The sequence below is a fragment of the Streptomyces sp. GQ60 genome (assembly GCF_059758875.1).
The window spans coordinates 54643-75119 of the sequence record NZ_JCAXEG010000023.1 but is presented as its reverse complement, the minus strand read 5'-3'; the positions used below and the strand labels follow the sequence as shown (position 1 = coordinate 75119).

At 71.4% G+C, this 20477-nt stretch carries 17 protein-coding genes; 6 read left to right on the top strand and 11 right to left on the bottom strand.

All coding sequences use genetic code 11. The annotated features are described in order from the left end of the window. Positions 1 to 107 precede the first annotated feature (107 nt). Positions 108 to 239 carry a hypothetical protein gene (locus tag AC6CKD_RS34115; RefSeq protein WP_498332695.1) on the bottom strand — a complete coding sequence of 44 codons (132 nt, stop codon included), beginning with the start codon at positions 237 to 239 and terminating at the stop codon, positions 108 to 110. Between the two features lie 466 nt (positions 240 to 705). Between AC6CKD_RS34115 and AC6CKD_RS34110 the strand changes: the two genes are divergently transcribed. Beyond that, positions 706 to 1314, top strand: coding sequence for a response regulator transcription factor (locus tag AC6CKD_RS34110; RefSeq protein WP_498332693.1), 609 nt, complete (start codon positions 706 to 708; stop codon positions 1312 to 1314). Positions 1315 to 1352: 38 nt separating this feature from the next. Here AC6CKD_RS34110 and AC6CKD_RS34105 read toward each other — a convergent pair whose 3' ends face one another. The 4 genes from AC6CKD_RS34105 to lanKC all read right to left on the bottom strand — a co-directional run bounded on the left by AC6CKD_RS34105 (position 1353) and on the right by lanKC (position 7771). Then, positions 1353 to 3140, bottom strand: coding sequence for an ATP-binding cassette domain-containing protein (locus tag AC6CKD_RS34105; RefSeq protein WP_498332691.1), 1788 nt, complete (start codon positions 3138 to 3140; stop codon positions 1353 to 1355). After that, complete coding sequence (locus AC6CKD_RS34100; protein ID WP_498332689.1) at positions 3137 to 4930, bottom strand: ABC transporter ATP-binding protein; 1794 nt, start codon at positions 4928 to 4930, stop codon at positions 3137 to 3139. The genes AC6CKD_RS34105 and AC6CKD_RS34100 overlap by 4 nt, the downstream gene beginning before the upstream one ends. Before the next feature lie 67 nt (positions 4931 to 4997). Beyond that, the gene (locus tag AC6CKD_RS34095) at positions 4998 to 5132 is read right to left on the bottom strand and encodes a SapB/AmfS family lanthipeptide (RefSeq protein ID WP_498332687.1); all 135 of its coding nucleotides are present in this window, start codon (positions 5130 to 5132) and stop codon (positions 4998 to 5000) included. After that, positions 5129 to 7771: a class III lanthionine synthetase LanKC gene (gene lanKC, locus AC6CKD_RS34090; protein WP_498332685.1), complete on the bottom strand. Its 2643-nt coding sequence runs from the start codon at positions 7769 to 7771 to the stop codon at positions 5129 to 5131. The genes AC6CKD_RS34095 and lanKC overlap by 4 nt, the downstream gene beginning before the upstream one ends. A gap of 316 nt (positions 7772 to 8087) precedes the next feature. Here lanKC and AC6CKD_RS34085 point away from each other — a divergent pair, with 316 nt between their 5' ends. Further along, positions 8088 to 8912 (top strand): YihY/virulence factor BrkB family protein, encoded by an 825-nt coding sequence (locus tag AC6CKD_RS34085; protein WP_498332683.1) that lies wholly within the window; start codon positions 8088 to 8090, stop codon positions 8910 to 8912. A gap of 778 nt (positions 8913 to 9690) precedes the next feature. On the opposite strand, the gene AC6CKD_RS34080 is transcribed toward AC6CKD_RS34085, so the two are convergent. Beyond that, positions 9691 to 10140: an SRPBCC family protein gene (locus AC6CKD_RS34080; RefSeq protein WP_498332682.1), complete on the bottom strand. Its 450-nt coding sequence runs from the start codon at positions 10138 to 10140 to the stop codon at positions 9691 to 9693. Positions 10141 to 11472: 1332 nt separating this feature from the next. Then, positions 11473 to 12267, bottom strand: a complete 795-nt coding sequence (locus AC6CKD_RS34075) for a helix-turn-helix domain-containing protein (RefSeq protein WP_498332681.1) — start codon at positions 12265 to 12267, stop codon at positions 11473 to 11475. A 381-nt stretch (positions 12268 to 12648) separates the two neighbouring features. Here AC6CKD_RS34075 and AC6CKD_RS34070 point away from each other — a divergent pair, with 381 nt between their 5' ends. Continuing rightward, positions 12649 to 13098, top strand: a complete 450-nt coding sequence (locus AC6CKD_RS34070) for a peptidoglycan-binding domain-containing protein (protein ID WP_498332680.1) — start codon at positions 12649 to 12651, stop codon at positions 13096 to 13098. Between the two features lie 385 nt (positions 13099 to 13483). Further along, a complete protein-coding gene (locus AC6CKD_RS34065; protein ID WP_329390236.1) occupies positions 13484 to 13606 on the top strand; it encodes a hypothetical protein in 123 nt (40 codons plus the stop codon). Positions 13607 to 13720: 114 nt separating this feature from the next. On the opposite strand, the gene AC6CKD_RS34060 is transcribed toward AC6CKD_RS34065, so the two are convergent. The 3 genes from AC6CKD_RS34060 to AC6CKD_RS34050 form a co-directional block, all read right to left on the bottom strand. Further along, positions 13721 to 14962 (bottom strand): glycosyltransferase, encoded by a 1242-nt coding sequence (locus AC6CKD_RS34060; RefSeq protein WP_498332679.1) that lies wholly within the window; start codon positions 14960 to 14962, stop codon positions 13721 to 13723. Positions 14963 to 15392: 430 nt separating this feature from the next. Continuing rightward, the gene (locus AC6CKD_RS34055) at positions 15393 to 15713 is read right to left on the bottom strand and encodes a hypothetical protein (RefSeq protein ID WP_498332678.1); all 321 of its coding nucleotides are present in this window, start codon (positions 15711 to 15713) and stop codon (positions 15393 to 15395) included. Beyond that, complete coding sequence (locus tag AC6CKD_RS34050; RefSeq protein WP_498332677.1) at positions 15710 to 16339, bottom strand: GmrSD restriction endonuclease domain-containing protein; 630 nt, start codon at positions 16337 to 16339, stop codon at positions 15710 to 15712. Before AC6CKD_RS34050 ends, AC6CKD_RS34055 begins: the two co-directional genes overlap by 4 nt. 533 nt (positions 16340 to 16872) lie before the next feature. On the opposite strand from AC6CKD_RS34050, the gene AC6CKD_RS34045 reads away from it, so the two are divergent. Both AC6CKD_RS34045 and AC6CKD_RS34040 read left to right on the top strand, forming a co-directional pair. Further along, positions 16873 to 17607, top strand: a complete 735-nt coding sequence (locus AC6CKD_RS34045) for a NucA/NucB deoxyribonuclease domain-containing protein (protein WP_498332676.1) — start codon at positions 16873 to 16875, stop codon at positions 17605 to 17607. Positions 17608 to 18571: 964 nt separating this feature from the next. Next, positions 18572 to 19291 carry a class E sortase gene (locus AC6CKD_RS34040; RefSeq protein ID WP_498332675.1) on the top strand — a complete coding sequence of 240 codons (720 nt, stop codon included), beginning with the start codon at positions 18572 to 18574 and terminating at the stop codon, positions 19289 to 19291. 85 nt (positions 19292 to 19376) lie between these two features. Here the strand turns inward: AC6CKD_RS34040 and AC6CKD_RS34035 are convergent, their stop codons facing one another. After that, entirely contained in the window at positions 19377 to 20423 is a 1047-nt protein-coding gene (locus AC6CKD_RS34035; protein WP_498332674.1) for a methyltransferase, read from the bottom strand. Positions 20424 to 20477 lie beyond the last annotated feature (54 nt).

Genomic DNA, 20477 nt, shown 5'->3' with positions numbered 1-20477 from the left:
ACCGAGTTCCGGAAACGCCTGGGTGTTTGCTTCGGGACCTTGTGCTCTGCACCACCCGAGCACGCGCCGCACAACAGCCGGTCAGTCGAACTGAGGCCGACCAGCACTCATTGAGCACCGTCGCAGACGCCGAAGACACGGGTGACCCACTGATTCATCCGGGCCTCGAAGTCCGACGCTGAGGCGATGCCCGAGGCCGGGAGGGAATCCGCAGCGTCGAGGCCGGCGATGAAGTCCACGTCGGCCCAGCCACCCCGGAACAGCGCAACCGGCAGCTCGGCCCCTCCCGAAGAAGAGGCCCACGCCGACCGAGGCCGGCTGACCTGGGTGCCGTCGTGCTCGAAGGTCTCACCGCGCCCGGCTGCCGCTGCGGCTGCCGGGAGCTGCCCCCTTCGCGAACTCGGCGTCAACGCGCTCGACCAGCACCCCAAGCAGGGGCTGGAGCTCTCGGACCTGGTCGTGCATCAGCTCCCGCCACCGGCCATGGCGCGTGTTTTCTGGGCAGCAGGATCCTGCTGCGTCCCGTGTGCGGCCGTGGTGCGGCCGTTCTTCAAGGGGGTAACCCGCCGAACGGAAGCGGAGTTCAGTGGGCGTCTCGGCCAAGGTTGTCCGTACGCCCCTGCGCGCCCCCGCAGTGACGTTCCATCGTCCCCTACGGGGGCACCCGCGTGGTGTCGTTCGTTCGTCTACCGAGGAGAGCACACGATGACGACGGTCCTCGTCCTGCACAGCGTCAGCTTGGTCAGGTCCGCACTCGCCGCCCTGCTCAGATCGGAGGGGCACTTCGAAGTCACGTCGTCGGGCTGGCGGACCGGCATGCGCCGGGCAGAGTCCTTACGACCAGACGTGACCGTCGTCGACGCCGACTGTCCGGGGACCGCGGCCGCGCTGGGCTGTGGCGTGGACGCGGACCGCCAGGTCTTCACCTCCACCTCGCAAGTCCTGATGCTCGCTTCGGCGGGGGCGCGCGGTACGTTGCACCGGGCTTTCGGAGCCGAGGCCCGCGGGTACGTCGACAAGGGCGGTTCGCCCGGACGGCTCGTCCGGGCGGTCAGCCAGGTCGCCGCGGGAGGGAAGTTCATCGACGCCTCGTTGGCCTCCGCCTTCATGGAGGCTGACCCCGCACCGCTGAGCCGGCGGGAGATCAGTGTGCTGGCGCGGGCCGCAGAAGGTGATTCCATAGCCGAGATCGCCGGCACGCTGCATCTGGCCACGGGCACGGTGCGCAACTACATGGCCGCGGCGACGCGCAAGACGGGCGCGCGCAACCTCATCGACGCGATCCGGATATCCCGGCGGGAGGGCTGGGTCTGACCGGATCCGCGGCCGCCGCGGGCGGGTGCGCTGCTCCGTCACGCGTCCGCGGCGCGACTCCACATGCCCACGAGGTCCCGGTACAGGGGCGATCTGGCGGGGAGTTCCTCGTGCGTGCCGGACACGGCGCGCGTTCCGTCGAGGACGAGGACCCGGTCGGCGCGGGCCGCGGACGAGATGCGGTGGGCCACGACGACGAGGGTGCCGGGGCGGTCCGCGAGGACTCGTTCGGCGCGCTCCTCGGTGCGCGGGTCCAGGTGGCAGGTGGCCTCGTCGAGGAGGAGCAGCGGCGCCGGGGAGAGGTAGGCGGCGGCGAGCGCGAGGTGCTGGCTTTCGCCCCGCGACAGCAGCCGGGGGGACACTTCGCCGTCCAGGCCGCCCAGGCGCTCCACCAGTGCGTCCAGCCCCAGGCGGGTGACGGCGCGCCGTACCTGTGCGTCCCCGGGCAGGTGGCCGTCCGGGGTCGCGGCCAGGTGGGTGAGGTTCTCGCGCACGGTGCCGGTGAACACGTACGCCTGCTGCGGCAGCAGGGTGCGCCGCGGGTCCGGGCCCCCGGCTCCTGGTTCCCGCCGGGCGGACTCGCCCGCGACGAGGACCGTTCCCGCGCCGGGTGACAGCATCCCGGCAAGCAGGGCGGTGAGCGTGGACTTCCCGATGCCGCTCGGTCCGACGACGGCGAGGTGCTCGCCGGGCCGCACCACCAGGTCGAGGGCGTCGAGCACGGGCGCCGCGCCCGGTCCGTAGGCGAAGGTGACGCCGCGGAGTTCGGCCGCAGCCGTGGACACGGCGGCATCCCGTTTTGACGGGGTGGCGCGCCCGTGTTCCCGCGGCGCTTTCTTGCCGCTGCCGTCCACGCCCGACGGCGCCGGATCGCAGAAGCGTTCGAGGACCACCAGCAGGCGGGTTCCGGCCGTACCCACGGCCGCCATGAGCGTGTTGAGGGCGGGCAACAGGGCCTGCACCAGGTAGGTGAGGGCGCCGGCCAGCGTGCCGGCGGTGATCCCGCGCGCGAGGAGCCAGGGTGTGGCGACGAGCAGCGCGACCACCGGCAGCCGGCCCGCCGTGCCCAGGGCCAGCGTGCGCAGGGCCGACCAGTGTGCGAGGCGGCGCGTCAGCGCTTCCTGGGTCGCGATGAGGGGCTCAACCCGGGCTTCGGCCGCCGTCTGCCCGCCGCAGGCGACGATGTCGCGAAGCCCCTCCGCCACCGTTCCCACGCGGTCCGACAGCGCCTCGTCGGTGTCCAGGGAGCGGCGTTGTACGGACGCCATGGGGCGGAGCGTGGCCAGGAAGGCGGCCGCTCCGAGCAGCAGCGGCGGCAGCACGATCAACAGCAGGACGGGGGCCAGGGCCGCCATGCCGGCGAAGGCGCCCACGGCGGTGAAGACGAAGGAGCGTGCGGTGAGGACCAGTCCGGCGAAGGAGTCACGGGCCATCTCGGTCTGCTGGGTCAGCCGGGACACGGATCCGGTGTCGGCTGCGCGGGCCGGGTCGCCGACGGCACGGTCCAGCGCCTGCCGCACCGCCCGCGTGACCAGGCCGTCCCGCAACGGCTCGACGAGGTCAGCGAGTTCGGCGAAGACACCGCGCAGCGCGAATCCGCCGAGCAGGGCGCCGGCTCCGGCCGCGGCCAGCCAGGCGAGGCCGACGGCGGCGTGGCCGGCGAGGAAGCCGTCGTCGAGTGCGCGGGCCACCCCGTAGCCGCCGAGGAACGTGTGCGCGGACTCCAGGAGCGACCACGCCGCCAGTCGTCCTACGGTGCCCTTGCGGCCCCGTAGGAAACGGCGCCCCTCGGGGGCCACCCGCCGCCAGGTCTCGCCCTCGGTCACCGCGCCGCCCCTTCCTTCTCCGGGGGTGCCCGCCGCTCGGCCGCTTCCGGGGCCCCTTCGGTGAACACCGCGCGGTAGGCGGGGTCGTGCCTCCACAGCTCGTCGTGGCTGCCGGTCGCCCGCACCCGTCCGTCCTCGAGCCATACGACGAGGTCGGCGCCGACGGCGGAAGAGAGGCGGTGCGCGACCACGATGCGGGTGCCCGGCCGCACTTCGTGGGCGAGGGCCCGCTCGACCTCGCGGGCGGTGATGGTGTCGAGGCTCGAGGTGGCGTCGTCCAGCACGAGGAGCCGGCCCGCACGGCAGAAGGCCCGTGCCAGCCCTAGGCGTTGGAGCTCGCCGCCGGACAGCGGGGCGTCGGCGAGACGCGTGCCGTATCCCTGCGGGAGGCGGGTCACGAACGCCTCGGCTCCCGCCGCACCGGCCGCGGCGCGGACAGCTTCGTGGCCGGGGTCCGGACCCGAGCCGAAGCCGATCGCGTCCCCGACCGTGTCGCCGAGCAGCACCGGTCGGTCGAAGGCGTACCCGACCTCGCGGCGCAGCGCCTCGGCGGTCACCTCCCGCAAGGGCACGCCGTCCAACAGGACCTGGCCCGCGTCGGGATCGGTGAGCCGGCCGGCCACGGCGGCGAGCAGCGACTTGCCGGACCCCGACCGGCCCACCACCGCCACCGTGGCTCCGCCGGGGACGACCAGGTCGATGTCGTGCAGGACCGTCGATCCGCCGCGCACGACCCGGACGCCGCGCAGTTCCAGCGTGCCGGGGCCGCCGTCCGGCAAATCGGCCCGGCCGTGGTCGAGTTCGGGCAGGGAGAACAGCACGGCGGCCCGCCGGGCTCCGGCCCGGCCGCGGACGACGGCCGCGAGCCCGCCGGTCACGGCGCCGACTCCGGCGGCGAGGCCCGCGTACCGGGACGCGGCGAGGAGTTCGCCGACGCCCAGGGCTCCGGCCGACAGGCGGATGCCGCCCACGGCTAGCACCGCGTAGAGGAGCATCGGCATGAGGGCGGCCGAGCGGGCCGTAGTACCGCCGTAGACCTGCCACATGCGTCGGCCCTCGGTACCGAGTTCGGGCAACTGGGCCAGGATCCGGTCGCGTTCGCGATCCGCGGTGCCGGCGGCGGCGATCGTACGGGCCCCGGCGAGCGCCTCGACGAGCCGGCCCGCCGTCGCGAGCTGCACGTGTTGGTAGCGGGCGACGCTCGTGCGGGTGTCGCGGGCGAAGGCCCGCAGCAGGAGCAGCAGCAGCGGAACACCCGCGAGGAAGGCGAGCGCGGTCCACAGGTCGATGAGGAGGAGCGCGGCCACCGCGCCGAGCGGCGGCAGCAGGGCGGCGACGGCGTGGGCGACGGCGGCGGGCACCTTCCCGGCCTCAACCGCGTTCGCGGTCAGCCGGGCGGCGGTTTCGCCGGGTGCGTGGCGGGCCGCGTGGTGCGGGGCCGTCCGCAGGAGCCGGGCGAGCCCGAACCGGCGCAGTCGGGCGGTGGAGCGGCCGTCCACGTCTCCGGACAACCGTGCGGCGACGGCGTCCAGGACCACTTCGGCCGCGATGACGGCGGCGCACAGCAGGATCCAGACCTGGCCGGAGGGATCCCGGCGGAGCAGCAGGTCGAGGGTGTGGCCGAGGACCGCCGGTTCGGCGAGCGCCGCCGCGGCGGCCGCCACCGTACATCCCAGCACGGCGGCGGTGCGCCCACCACTGTGCCGGGCCGCCGCCACGAGCGCCCTGTCGGCGGCGCGTGCGACGGCCCGCGCCTGCGCGGTGTCGGCCTCCGGGTCGGGGGCTTTCATCGGCGGATGCCTCCAGGGGTGTGGTGCGGGCCCGGGCGGCGAACCGCCCGGGCCCGAAGTGACCTGGTCAGTTACAGGTCGTGATGCTCAGGCTGCTGTCGCCGCAGAGCAGCAGGCTGGCCCGGCTTCCGCCGCCGGTCATGCCGACCTCCGCGGACTCTTCCTTCGGGGTCTCCATCGACTGCAGGTCAAGAAGCGTCATGTCAGATTCCTCTTCTTCTCTTGAGTGGTGCGATGGGTCACGGTCCCGGACGGGACCGGCTCTGGGGCCGCCGCGCGTTCGCGCAGCGGCGGGAGGAACGGCAGGTGGGCGCGCCCGCCGGGCGCGGCGCTGCCGAGGGCGAGGAGTGCGCCGGCCGTGCCCGTGGAGAGGTCCATGGACAGGCGCATCATCTGCTCGCCGGGGAAGGCCAGGTGTCCCTGGTACGGCACCGCGTGCCGGGCCAGCGCGTCGATCTGGCGGGCGACGGCTCCGGTGTCGGTACCGGGACCCGGGGTGGTGGTCCGGGCCAGGTGGAGGATCATTCCGGCGGCGCCGCGCATCAGCCCGGGCTGGGCGTAGAAGGTCGCCTGGGCGGCCCGTACGATCTCGAGCCGGGCCTGTTCGAAGCGCTCGTCCGGGCCGTGTTCCAGCCAGTCGTCGAGCACCATGCCGATGCCGACGCTGCCTTCGCCGAGGTACGGCATCGTGCGCCAGCCCTCGTTCACCTGGAGGGTACCGAAGGCGCTGGTGACGCAGCGGTCGAGGTCGCGGTGGAGCGCCTGGGAGGCCTGGAGCAGCATGTCCTTGTCGCCGGTGCGCTCGTACAGCCGCACGAGGAGCAGGGCGGGGCCGGCGTTGCCGTACAGCAGGCCCGCGCGGGCGGGGCGCTGCTCGGTGATCAGTTCGGCGCAGCGCAGGGCCGCGGTGTGCAGTTCGCCCTCGCCGGTGGCGGTGGCGAGCGCGTCCAGGGCCAGGCCGATGCCGGCGAGTCCGCCGTACAGGTCGGGTCCCGCACTCTGCCAGGGCTGGTGCAGGAGTTGGTCGACGAGGTCGAGGGCGCGGCCCCGGTGTCCGAGCCGGTGCAGCGTCCAGGCCGTGCCGGCGAGGCCGTCGTAGAAGCCGAGAGGGGTGCCGGACGCGGTTTTCGCGGTCCGTTCGAGCAGCCACTCCTCGGCCTCGGGCCAGGGCTCGGCTCCGGTCTCGGCGAGGGCGTGGAGCACGCCCGCGATGCCGTGGCCGAAGCCGATGCCTCCGCCGGCGGTCGCGAACTGGGCGATGTCGCCCGGTACGAGGCGGTCCTCGCGGTCCGGGGTGGCGCTGGCGCGCAGCGCCGCGCCCATCGACGTGCGGGCGGCGGGCCACTCCCCCGGCTCGACGGTCAGGTACGGTCCGGCCGGTGCGGGCGGGCGCCCGGCCGGTGCGTTGTCCGGTGCACCGTGCGGTGCTCCGGCCAGGATCTCCTCGACGGCCTCGTCGAGGAACTGCCTCGGTACGGGGAACTGTTCGGCGATGACGGCGGCCAGGTGGGCGGCCTTGGTCCGGTCGAGCACGAGGAGGCTGGTCAGCGGGAGGAACAGGGCGAGCCGCAGGCAGGCGAGGGCGTAGCGGTCGACGGAGAATCCGCGCCGTTCGGCCGGGGCGACGAAGGCGGGGTTCGCCACGGTCTGGCGCAGCCCCTCGTCGACGTGTGCGGCGGCTTCGAAGTCCAGGAGGGAGACGGTGGGTTCGCCGGCCTCGTCCTCCGCGACCATGATGTTGAAGAGGTGGAGGTCGTTGAAGACCACTCCTCGGGCGTGCACGGCGTCGACGGCTTCCGTCACGCGCCGGTGGATCGCGAGGGCCCACTCGGTGTACGCGGCGAGCTCGGCGGCGTCGGGTTCGGCCTCGATCAGCGGGTGGCGGCGGGCGAAGTAGGTGTTGAGCGGTTGACCCGCGAGGTGCTCCAGCACCAGGAAGTGGTGGTCGCCGAGGGTGAAGCTGCCGCGGACCTCGGGTACGCAGTCGAGGCCCGCCAGCCTTTCCAGCGCGGTCCGTTCGCGGTGGAGCCGGGTCACGGCGTCGGCCCCGTCGGCGGCGAGGCCCGCGTGGGGCCGGGCCTCCTTGAGGACGACGGACTCGCCGGTGCGGGTGTCCTTGCCGACGTAGACTCCGCCGCCGTTGGAGAAGTGCAGCGCCCGCTCCACCGTGAACGGGATCCCGGTCAGGGTGACCGCGGAGCGCGCCGCGAGGTGCGGCTTCAGGAAGTCGGGAATCCGCAGCCACTCCGGCGGCTGGAAGACCGGCCCCCGGCGGTCCGGCACGAGCTGCCCCTCGGGCGTCTCGATGGCCGGGACCAGTTCGCCGTGCTCGTCGTAGCAGTGCCGCAGCGTGAAGCTCCCGTAGCGGACGTGGACCGGTCCGGCGCCCCACCGCAGGTCGCTCAGGATGTAAGGGCCGGCCGCGCCCTCGAGCGCGGCGTCGAGGTCCTGCGCGATCCGGCGGCACTGCTCCTCGTCGGCCGGGTACACGGTGATGAACTTGCCGCTCGCCGCGCGGTCGGCGTACTTGGCGTTGCGCAGGTGCAACAGGTACTGGCTGGGGACGAACTTGAAGGCGATGCGCCGGGCGGTGCAGTACTCGTACACCGTCGCCAGCAGCGACTCGGCGTTGCCGAGGGTGGCCGAGACGTGGATCTTCCAGCCCTGGGCGGGCAGTTCGGCGTCCACGGGGCGCAGTGCCAGCCAGTCGCCGCTCCGGTGGGAGCGCCATCCGGCCGGGACGGGGGTGAGGGCGGCCCGGTAGTTCTCTCCGGCGCGCCGGTACGGCGCGTCGTAGAACCAGCGGTCTGCGTCGCAGTAGGCGGCGTACCCCTTGTTCACACCTGCTCCCTCGGTCGGTTGCTGACCCGAAGGTGTCACGTCCGGCGATGGCGCCGACAGTCACCGCTGTCACTGCCGGATGTGCAGTACTCACGAGTCACATGTCGCGGGGATCTCCTTGCGCCCGCTCGCCCTGGCTTTCGGCTTCGGCTTTGGCATTGGCTTCGGCTTCGGCTTCGGCTTCGGCTTCGGCAGTGACACGACCACGGCGACCCGCGGACGCATGCGACGGGCCCCGGTGGGGCACCTGCGGGGCATGACCGGCATCCCCCGCAGGCAAGCATGGCGTGGACACCCTCCGACGGTCGCCCTCGCGATGCGCACCCGCGGAGAGCTGCGGCGCACCGCCGTCCGCGTCTGGTCCGACAACGTCGCCGATCACGCGGCCGCCCTCACCTATTACGCCGTACTGGCGCTCCTACCCGCCCTCGTCATCGCGGTGTCCCTGGTGGGGTTGCTGGGCGGGGCGACGAGGGACCGGTTGGTCACCGACCTCACCTCGTACGCACCGCCCCAGTCCGCGCAGGTGCTGCGCGACGCGCTCGACGGACTCGCCGCCGAGCACTCTTCGATCTGGGCCCTGATGATCAGCGGCGGAGTGAGCGCCTTGTGGTCGGCGTGCAGTTACCTCGCGGTGTTCCGCCGGGCCCTGCACGCGATGCACCAGGTACCGGACACGCGGCCTCCGCTCCGAGCCGCCCACACACTGATCATCAATGCCGTGCTGCTGCTCGTACTGCTCTTCGTCGGCGCCGTGGGGCTGGTGGTGTCCGGGCCGCTGGCCCGCTGGCTCGCGCACACCACCGGCGGGGCGGGCGCCGAGGGGATCGCAATCCTGCGCTGGCCCCTGCTCCTGTCCGTCGCCACCCTGCTGGTGCTGATGCTCTTCCGCACCGGACCGGCCCAGAGCCGGGGCAGCCGCCGGGGCCTGCCCGGCGGCGTACTGGCGGCCCTGCTCTGGCTGGCCGCCTCGGCGCTCTTCACGCTGTACACGGAGCTGGACACGTACGGCCGGGTCTACGGATCGCTGGCCGGCATCGTGGTCTTCGTCATCTGGCTCTGGTTCGCGAACCTGGCCCTGCTCACGGGAGCACAGTTCAACGCCGAGCGAGCACGAGAGGACCACACGGGAGGTTCCTGACCTCCGGCTGGTCACCGCACCCGCCGCCGACGGCACCTCGCGGGGACCCGCCGGCGGGGACGGCGGTCGCGAGGGCCGGCTCGGCGGCGGCCTGTCCATCCTCGCCGTCACCCGGGCGGGGCAATGCCGCCAGGATGGTGGCCCTGGGGGCGCCAGCGCCTGCAGCTGACGGGAAGGAACCTCCCGCTTGATCGCCATCGACGTCCAGTACCACGGCACCTCGGTCCTCCCCGGCATCACCGGGAGCCTCGGCCAGAACGCGGGCACCGTTCTCCAGCGAGCCCTGGACTCCGTCGAACACAACGATCGCGTTCTGATGATCGACATGCCCCAAGTGCCGGCCATGGACACCGACGGGCTCCTGCACGTCCTGGACCTCCACCGGCGCGCCGAATGCCTGGGGCTGCGTACCCTCATCGACGGCTGGCAGCCACAGCCCCATCGAGTCATGGCCACCGTCGCCGGCACCCCGGAGCAGGCGACGGGGAACGCTACGCCCTCGCCGACTTCCGCCGACTCTTCCAAGGCCGCGCGCAACGCGCACGCGACCACGCCGAACTCGACACCGCCCCCTGCCCCACCCATAACGCCGTCAGCACACGGCACGGCCCATCGCGTACGGCAGCCGCCCTCCACGCAGACCGGCCCGGCCCCCTGGCAGAGAGCCTGCCAGGGGGCCGGTGCCGGCGCGGACGGTGCCCGTCTACGTAGACGCGCCGGAGCGGGCGGCCGCCCGTGGCCCCCGCCGTGCGCTTTCCCAGCGGGGGCTGGTGGCTGCTCAGACCGATCCGCGCCAGGATCCGGTCGCGGTTCCGCGGTCCTCGATGAAGTGCTTGAACCGCTTCAGGTCTCCCTTGACCTGCCGGTCCACGAAGCCGAGCTTGTCGCCGATGTTCTCCGCCATCCCCTCGGGATCGAAGTCCATCATCAGCGTCACCTCCGTGTGCGCCGGGTCGATCGGCCGGAACGTCACCAGCCCCGACTGCTCGGCCTCACCGCCCACGGTCACCCACGCCACCTTGGTGTCCGGGATCTGCTCCGTGATCTCCGCGTCGAACTCCCGCTCCACCCCGGCGACCTTCGTCACCCAGTGCGTGAGCGTGTCCGTACGCTGCTCGATCCGCTGCACACCATCCATGAACTGCGGAAACGACTCGAACTGCGTCCACTGGTTGTAGGCCGTCGTCACCGGCACATCAACCTCGATCGATTCCTTCACCTGCGACATCGAAGAAGTCCTTCCAGTACTCGGATCCCCGCCGTCGATCGACGGGCAGGAGTATCTCTCCCCTGCGCATCGCGCCTGCCCCAGCGCACGACAGCGACACCACCCGACCGGGGACAGTTGCGCAGGCGTGTCCCCGGCAACCGGCCCATCCCCTTTCCCGCCCGCCTTCGTCCGGAGAGTCGTCCTCGGGCCGCAAGCCGAGGATGTCCAGCAGAACATCGAGGTCGGCGACATCGACAGCCCTGGAAGCGACCGCGCGGCGGGCGGCAGCCCGCCCACGCCCCCGCCCTGGCCAACAGCGCGGGCTCATCACGACCGAATGGCTCCTTGTCTCCACCGATGCCACCACGGGCCCCTGCTCCTTTGCGGCGTGGCCGTCGCGTCCGCGTACGCCGGGCTGGTCTTCCTTCGCACGTCGGCCCGGGCGGGCCGCCACCTTCTCCGGCCGACCTCACAGGGGGATCAAAGGGATTGGGGGCGCAGCGAACGTGTCAGATCCCTCCGCTGCGTCTAGCCGGTGATCACACCGGGAGGGGGCGGAGGAAGCGGGGGCGTACTCGGGAAGGCCGGAGTTCCCCCACCCGGCGGAACCGCCCCCCGTCCGCCCGCGGTACTTCCGCAGAACGCGTCCGCGACCGCGGTCAGCGCGGGGGCGACACCGGGAGGCATCTCGTTAACGGTGCCCGACGGCGGGAAACCGAACGAGACCATCAACTGCTTCAGGGCCACCACCACGGGTGTGGGAAGCCTGTCCAGCGCGGCGATGATCTGCTCACCTGAGGAAATGCCGTCCGGGGAGACACTCCCCGTCTGCGTGTCGTCTGCCATCGTCTTTGCCCTTCAAGGGGGAATGCGGGTCGCTCCATCGCTTCTGCTCACCAGAAGGAGATCCATGCGAAAACGCAGCCGGACCGGCCTTGGGCGCATGGCCACAGTCGGCCCAGCCCTCGGCCAAGCGGCTGTTCCGCCGGGCCCGCGGGTACGGCTGGGAGCCGGCGGCGTGATCCGGCTGAAGGCGCAGTCGCTTCGACAGCCGGTTATCGGCCGGGCGACGCGGCGAGGATCCGGTCGGCGGCCAAGTGCGGACATCCGCGGACGTGCCAGGTCACCGACAGCACACCGCCGACAGCGAACAGCGTCCTCGCCTCGCCGTCCCGGTCCGTGGCCTTGCAGTACGGGCAGACAACAACCCGCGGACGGGCAGCCTCGCGCACGGCCCTCACCCCCTATCCCGACGGCACAATCGGTCCACCAGCTCAGGCCACAACTATCAAACCCGCAAGCAGCCCGCCCGCTTACTGGCGGGTATGCACAAATTTGCCCGGCCTCCTTTCAGCGGCCGGCCGCTGCGCCGCCCCTTGGCCGTGAGCTCGGGGGCGCGGGAGCGGCACCCGTCGGCGGTACGGACAGGATCGCGCTCGTCACCACTCCTGGCACGAAGTCCAGCACATCGCGCACGGACGCCGCGGTGCGGTGGGCGATGAACGCGGTCGGTGTGCAGCCCGTCATCGACTTGAACACCCGGTCGAAGTGGGGCTGGTCGTGGTACCCGGCGTGCATCGCGGCACCGGCCCAGTCTGCGCCGGAACCTTTCAGCCGCAGCGCCTCCTGCAGCCGCATCACCTGCGCCACAGCCTTCGGGCTCACCCCGATCTCGCAGCGGAAACGGCGCTCCAGGTGGCGTCTGCTCCAGCCGGTCCGGGCCGCGAGCACCTCGATGCGGATCCGGCCGGCCGTGCCTTTTATACGCTCCCAGGCCCAGGCCACCTCCGGGCTGGCGGCCGGGCCGGAGGCGAGTGCATCACGCAGAACGCGGTCCAGGAGGGCGCAGCGCCCGTCCACATCCGGAACTTCGGCGAGGCGGTCCGACAGGCCCGTCCAGGGCTCGCGACACAGGTCCTCGGGCGCCACCGGCCAATCGGACCACTCGGACATGGGCACACCGAACAGCCGGTAGGCACCGAGCGGGGTGAGCAGCACGCTCACGCCTTCGGCGGGGCCGGTGCGTTCACCGATCACGGACGTGGTCCGCACCCCTGCCGCCAGCGAGAGTCCGGACAGGGAACGGCCCGGGGCGCAGGCGTCTCGTACGGACACGGGGGCGCCGGTGCCCAGCGTCACCTTCACGACGCCGTCGGGAACAATGAGATGCCGGTTCCGCGCCACTGCCCCCGCCTCGTGGGGCGGCCCCGCCCGCGCCCGTTCATCGAAGCGGAACGGGCGGTAGCCGAGGACTCGGTCGCACAGATCAGGCGCGGCCGGACGCGCGCGTAAGTCATCCATGAATACGTTTCCCCGTCGGTCGCCGCGGACAACGGCAGCGACCCTAGACCACGGAAATCGCCTTCTCCCGTCCGTGGCCTGGAATTTGGCCGGGAAAGCACATCTCCGGTGGCAGGTCGCATTCGTACAAGCCGGGTCGCCCGTTGCCCGCAACTCTTGGTCCGACGCGACCGGCACCTGAGGCGTCGCGTCGGACCCTGCCCACCGATCGGGAAAGAGGGAACGATGAACCGTGCTCTAGCGAGGGCTCTCGTCAGCTCAGCGGCAGTGATCGGCCTGGCCGGCGGAAGCCTGGCGGGTGCGAGTGCCGGCTTCGCCGCCGCACGCCCCGCCGCTGAGCGTACGGCGACCGCCCAGGACGTCTCCGTCCTTGCGGTGAACAACCTCGGCCTCAACACGGCCCGGGCGAAGAACTGGCAGTGCTGGCTGCGCGACCGCGGCTTCAGCCCCGGCGCCATCGACGGCGAGCTCGGCACCGGCAGCTGGAAGGCGGCGCAGCGCTTCCTCAACTACAGGGGCTACAACGCCGGAACGGTCGACGGCTCCGTCGGCCCGCAGACCATCAAGGCGCTGCAGGGCTACCTGAACAACTTCGGCTACGGCCTCGCGCTCGACGGTGAGGCCGGTCCGGCCACCAGGGCGGCTTTCTGGAGCTTCAACAGCACCGGTTGCTGAACCGGCAGTCGCACTGCCTTCGGCCGGGCGGTCCGCTGCCCGGCCGAAGACGCGTGCCACCCGCTCGAGTGCGGTACGTCAGTCGATTCCACCCGCGCGGGAGGGCGCCGCGTCCGCTGTGACGGGGAGCCCCTCGCACGAGGCCACCCGCCGTCGGGATCCCGTTCCTGAAGTCGACGATCGCGCACTCGTCACGGATGCGGTGAAACCGGCCACCCGGCCGAGTGAGCTGCCCCCAACCTCCCTTCCACACCGGCCTCGCTGGCGCGCGACCAGCTCGAAAGTGGAAGGGCAAGGTGCCCTCGATCTGAGGAATGCGCCGTCCGTGCGGTACGTGGCGCGCTACTGTCCCCACCTTGCGGCACTGACATGTTGGGAGATGACGATGGACCGTGCAGAGCTACAGGCCAAGATCGACGAGCTGATGCGCCAGTACCACGACGAGGAGATTGACGGCGCAACCTACGCACAGGCGATGATGGAGTTGACCGCCTCCGCCCAGGAGTGATGCGCGGTCCGCAGTTGATCCTCTCGGCATAGCTGCGCAGCCGACCCGTCTCTCACCGAGGTGTACCGACGCGCGGTAGCGCTGGTCACGCCCGATCTCACATGAGTCCCAGCATCATGGGAGGCGTTCCAGTGCGGTGAGCACGTCTCGTGCGCCGTCCTCGAGGGCGAGGGCCGTGGCGATCTGGCGGGAGCGGGTACCCAGGGCAGGGTTTCGTGTGGCGGTGACGATGGCTTCGGACAGCCGTTGCGCCGTCAGGCGCTGGTAACGCAGTGGGAATGGGGCCACTTTCAGGGTGTGGAGGCGGGCGGCCCAGAAATGCTGGTCGAGCTGGACGGGGACGGCGACGGCGGGGATTCCGGCGCGGAGGCCGGCCGCTGTGGTTCCGGCGCCGGCGTGGTGGATGACGGCGGCGGTCTTGGGGAACAGCCAGGCGTGCGGGACTTCTTGGATGGTGATCAGGTCGTCGCCCTCACCCTGAAGGCCGCTCCAGCCGGACTGGATGATGCCGCGTACTCGCGCTCGGCGGAAGGCTTGGGCAAGGAGGGTACTCAGCCGTTCGGCGTCCGCGGCAACGAAGCTGCCGAAGCCGGCGAAGACCGGGGGCGGGCCCGCGGCGAGGAAGTCGAGCAGGCGGGGATCAGGTTGCCAGCCGGGCCCGGTCTCGGGCCACCAGTAGCCGCAGATCTGATGGCCCTCGGGCCAGTCCGTAGGGCGGGGGACGATCCGCGGGCTGAAGCCGTGCAGGACGGTACGCCCACGCTGCAGGCCCAGCGGCCCGCCGAACCGCTGGCGCGGAAGGCGCAGTTCGCGTCGCAGCTTGCTGACCGCGGGGGCGAAGATCGGTTCGGTACCGGCCCACAGTGCGTGGGCGGCGAGCCGGTTACCGAAGGGGCCCATCGAGCGGGCGCGGGTGATCAGCGGGGGAAAGGCCGTCGTGGGCTGGGTCGGCTGGAGGTACACACCGATGACCGGCAGCCGCAGCGCCTCTCCGAGCGTCGAGCAGATGGGGTCGGTGATGGTCGAGGTCAGCACCACGTCGGTGCCCTGCCGTACGGCGTCGGCGACACCGGCGGCCAGCCGGGGCATGAAGGCCCGCGCCATCCGCATCAACCGCGCCATCGCCACCGCCGGACTCATCGACCGGGCCAGGTCCTGACCGGCAGCAGAAGCGAGCTCCTGTCTGGGATCGAAGGGCAGGGACCGGAATCCCAACCCGCAGGCCCTTACCGCATCCTGGAAGCGCTCGTGGGTGGCCACTGCCACCTCGTGACCCGCGGCGCGCAGCCGCACTCCGAGTCCGGTGTAGGGCGCGACGTCTCCCCAACTACCCGCCGTCACGATGAGTACACGCATTGCCTCATTCTGTCACCTAGCGGAGCCGCGCGCGGCGACGGGCGCGGTGACGGGCGCCTCGCGAACGGCAGGCTCCTGGAGTTCCACCCCAACCGGGGTGACCTCGACGCTCTCGAAGAGGCCGGCGCCCGACGCATGCACCACCGGCCGGCCGACGTAAAGGGCGCGGAGCTCGGTCCGTCGGCGGACAGCCGCCTGTCCCACAGAACCGGCCGACGGCACCGGCCTACGACGATGCCGCAGCCAGCACCCGGGCCCGAATCCACGAACAGCTCACACATCGAAGAGGGGCGTGGTTGCGCGGCCCACAGCACGAGCACGTCGACACCGTACGGGCAGTGGACGAGTGCGGGGCCGTCGGCATCCTCGGGGGTCCGCGGGCAGATGCTCGCGGTGGCGGCCGGCCACGGAGGCGGCGGGCGAGCAGAGGTTAGGGGTGGGGGACTTCGGCGGCGCCGCCGGCCTTGACGGCGTCTACGACGCGTTCGTGGAAGGCTGCGAGGCCGCCGGGTGGGATCCGGGCCGGGCTGCCGGTGAGGGTGTAGAACTCCTCCGCGCCCGTGTACTGGATCCGGACCTGCGCGGTGCCGTCCGGGCCGGCCGCGGTGGTCACGCTTACGTCGCCGGTGATGACACCGACCTCGTCCGTCATCGCTCCGCCGGGCCCTGCCTTCACGTGGGCGGTCAGCGGAACCGCCCCGGCCTCGCTACCGTCCTGGCGGGGGCCGTCGTTCTGCTGTTGGGTGGTCATGAGGGGCACGTCTCCAGCATCTCGGTCAGCTTCGCCTTCTCCGCCTCGGTCACGGGCAGCTGATAGGTGGCCTTCAGGTTCGTCCACGCCGTCGCGTACGTACGTGAGTACGCCTTCGTCGGCGGCTGCCACTCGCCCGGGCCCTGGTCGCCCTTGGACCGGTTCGTCGCCGCGGACGCCGCCAGGAGCCGGGGGCGGGGCAGGTCGTTCGCGGACTCCTTACACCGCTCGGCCGTCCACGCGCCGGCGCCCGAGGGCCAGGCGTTGGCGAGCGGCGCCATGTGGTCGATGTCGAGCTTCCCCGACTCGGTGACGGTGATCCCGTCGTAGACCGAGATCCAGGTACCCGAGACCGCCTTGCACTCGCCGTCGCGCGTCACGGCTTCACCAGCCCGCTCCAGCACGATCTCGCGGGTGTCGCAGGCGTCGCCCTGTCCGGCCCCGTGCATGAACTTGGCCCTGCTGTAGCCCGTCATCGCCAGCTGGTCTGCGACCTTCAACCCGGCAAGCTGCCCGCGGGCCGCCGCGGCCGTCGACAACCCCGCCAGCGCCGGCACACCCGGCGGCCCCTGCCCCTTCGCCTTCCCCGCGGGCGCGGGCGGCTTGGCGTCATCGCCAGAAGCCACCCCCGGATTGCAGCCCGTGAGACCGGCGATCAGCAGACCATCCGTCACCCCATTGACAGACAGCCGCATCTGATGTGCCATAACCACTCCACAGCCTAGTGAAAAGACCAATACGACCCCCTGCCTACCGCACATACCCCGCGAAGACCCCCCGGCACGTACCCCTACAGGTTCATTGCCGGCGCCAAAGGCGCTCGTCCGGATGAGTGGTCGGAGTTGCACCGGAAATCGCAAGGTGAGGTGTTGTAAGAGGGAGGGGAGTTGAGCGGCCGGGTCCGCTTCTCCAAGCCTTGGGGGCATGCGTGCGCCGTCCAGCCGGGATCCTGTGCAGTCTTGTGGTGGGCGTGTCCTTGCCCCTAGCCCAGGCCTCGCCCCTGGGCGAACACTGAGGTCCTCGACAGCCCGGAGGCTCTTCCTCGGTGACTCAGCAGGTCGGTGCGGCGCCGGTATGCGTCCGGGCCGAATCGGGCCGACCGGTTCAACGCATGCGTGCAGGAGGAATCCACCGTGTTCGTGTACCGGGGACAAGCGCCGTGCTGGAAGTCACCCAGTCGTACGCCCTCAAGGCCAACCGTCAGGAGTTCACCGAGACGTTCACGCTCGAGGTGAAGAATATCTCCGGAGAAGCTTCCGGAGCCGTCCTGTCGTTGAAGGCTTCCTACGGCGGTACGTGCACCGTCGCCGTCCACGTGATGTCGGCGACCCGCGCAAGTCGGCGGATGGGCGGCACGATCGCCTACACCGACAGCACCACGAAGAGGAATACCACCCCCACCGCATACACGTTGACGGCGACCAAGACCGGGTTCCCTTCGGCAGTGTCCGCCTGGAAGTCGCCGGATTGCCGATGCGACCAGGAAATCGGCAAGAGCACGGGCTGCGTGTTCCTCGCGACGGTTCCCGTCCTGACCACGATGGCGTGGCTGCCCCAGATCGCCGCCAACATCCGCCACGTCCAGGACGGCGGCCCCCACCACTACGGCGACCGTCGCCGCGGCAGCGCGCTGACCCGGTCGACGAGCACCACGCTGGATCGCGCGAACCGCAACGCCGCCGGCCCACCGACCCGGCCCCGTCCGGCGGGCAAATCCTGCGACGAGTACCCCTTCGCGCGGACGAACCAGGGTGCATCGAAATCGGAGCGCCGGGACTGGGGCTGGGCGTGGGTGCCAGCATCGGAGCAGAATCAGCAGGGCGGGTTCCTGTCCGCCTTCTACCAGGGCCAGCGCGTCCTGGACGGAGACACGTTCTGGGTGGACGTCCCGTGACCGGCAACAACCTGCCCGGGACGGACGTCACCGTCGCGGCCGGCACGATGTGGGCGAGCGCCAACCAGTACTACCTGCGCGCCGACGACTTCGACACCGCCGGGTTCACCTACACCGGCTTCAACGGGCTCATCGCCCCTCTCTCGCCCGGGTTGGGAATCACCGCACCCGGAACCTTCGCCGTCATCACGACCGGCACCGAAACAGGCCCCGTCGACGTACACCTTGAGCTGCGGGCAGACGATCCCGGGCCACCTGACCTGCACACGTGGCAGGGCATCGTCGAAGCAAGCCTCCTCCTGCCCGGCACCGACGCCTGGATCACCGACGGCAACGACAGCGACCCGCTGCCGTCCCTCGCCGCCTACACCAGCCGGCCATCCAGAATCCGCGTCCACGCCCGAGGCCGCGACAGCGGCCAGCAGGCCCTCACCATCCCCGACGACACCCCCGTCGAACACCACCTCATCCAAATCTGGCCGCCCCCATCAGCGATCTCCACAGCTGGCAGCACACCGACACCTACGGCGCCGGCATGCGCTGAGCAGAAATGCACGAGGCGGACGGAACTGCCGAGAAGGCTGCTGCCGGCGTACGGCTCGTGGAGGAGCTGGCTGCTCAAGTGCTCGGGTTCGAGGTCGCCTACGAGAGCCACGTCTGCAACGAGAACGACTGCTCCCGCACGTGTTCTTCTGGGACGTCGTGCAGGACACCGTGCACTCGTACCTGGCGGAGGCCGACGCGGACGGTCCCGAGGGACTCTGCGGGCTTCCCGGAGGGGCCTCCGAGAAGCCCGGGACGTCCTGCACGTCACCACGTCCTGCCCCGTCCGTACCGCGCCCCGTCCTCCGGAGGGCGAAGGTCACAGCTCCAGCCCATATGAACCTCTTGCTCCGTATGTCACTCTGGCGGGCAAACCGGGTCCCCTGCCCCGACGACCCCGCCGACCAGTACGGAAACGCCCATGCCCCTGCATTTCCCGTCCCGAGCCGCATCCGCCGTGGCGGCTGGCGCCATGGTCGTCCTGTTGACGGCATGCAGCACCACTCGGGCTGCGGCCGGCGCGGCGGCTCCCGCACCGCCGACGATGGCAGCAGCACCCGCTTCGGCCCCGGCCGCCATCGCCGCGCGACCGCCCGAGCCACCGGTTACCTCCGTGCCGACCGAGGCCTCCGTCCTGTCCATACCCTCGGTGGGCATAACCGGGCTGCGCGTGATGCCGTACGAGGGCACCACCGACGATGCGCCCGGCACCCGTATTCAGGACAGGGGTGTGGCGGCCAGCCCGTACGGGAAGCGTGGCGGAGTCGGGCCCGGCCAGGCGGGCAATTACCTGGTCACCGCGCACCGGCTGTCGGCGGGCGGCCCGCTGCGTGACCTGCCCGCCGTGGCGGAGGGCGACTCGGTGCTCGTGGCCGTGGGCGACGTGGTGTACACGTACGAGATCATCGCGAGCCGCAAGACGTCCTTCCGGTCAGAACGCTCGCTGAGCGAGCAGCGCGCTGCGGTCCCCGGAAAGCCTGGCGTGGCCCCGACCCAGGCCATGATCACGATCTCGACCTGCGCCACCCCGGAAGATCACGCCGAAGGCAACTTCTGGAGCGATGCCCAGGGCAATCCCGAGCACCGCATCGACAAGATAGGCGTGCTCCGCAAGACGACCGCAGCGCCGCCTGCCGGATAGCGCCGCCCAGCCCCCTCGCGGAGGCACGGGCGGGCCCCTGCGCGCGCCCGGGAGGCGTTTTTCACCGGACGCGCGACGCAGATCATCAGTCGGCCACGGCCTCGATCAGGGAATACGGGGCGGCCTCCGCGAGCGGGGTGACCGACGTGACGCGCAGCGCAGCCCGGCCGCACACCTCCTCGAAGTCCGCACGGGTACGTTCCCTGCCGCCGACGTTCACCATCATGTTGAGGTCGCTCAAGTAGGTGCCCTCGTCCTCCACACCGACGACCTCGGGAAGCACGGGCTCCACGATCAGAACGACGCCGCCGGGCGGCAGCACCTCGCGGCAGTGGCGCAGGATCGTGACCGCCTGGGCGTCCGTCCAGTCGTGCAGGATGCTCTTCACGAGATACACGTCCGAGCCCTGCGGGACCGATTGGAAGAAGTCCCCGGCAATGAGGGAACAGCGCTCCTCCAGCCCGTGCCGCGCCAATGTCTTCGCCGCCTCTGCCAGGCCATCGGCAGTGTCGAAGACCACGCCGGCGACACCCGGGTGCGCTTCGAGGACAGCGGCCAGAAGGGTGCCGCTGCCTCCACCGACGTCCGTGACCGAGGCGAACCGGCCGAAGTCGAAGGCACGCGGGAGCACGGCGGCGGTCTCGGAGACGACCTGACTCATGGCCGCATTGAAGTCCGTGGAGAGCTCGGGGTGCCGGGCCAGGTGACTGAAGAAGTCCGTACCGAAGACGGAATCAAAGGCGATCTCCCCCGTACGGACACTGCTGTCCAGGTGCTCCCAGGCACGCACGATCGCCGGATCGGTGAACATGCGGACGAACGACGCGAGGGAGCCGGGGTGGCCGGGGCTCAGAAGCGCGCCCGCCGGGGTCACCGAGAACGTGTCGGGGGCGTCTTCCGTGAGCAGGCCGAGTGCGGTCAGGGCACGCAACAGGCGTGTCATGGGTTGGTGCGCGGTCCCGGCTCCGACGGCCACCTCGGCAGCTGTGCGCGGCTCGTCGCCGATCAGTTCCACGACCCCCAGGCGGACCGCCGCGCGCAGGGTGTGCGCGGCCATGCTCCCGAACGCGAGCCGGACGACGAGCTCCCGGCCTGCCGCCGTCTGTGCTGCTCGTACCTCGGTGTTCGTCACAGGTCGTGCTTCCTTCCTTCGAGTCGACCGATCACCGATCGGTCTGGATACGGA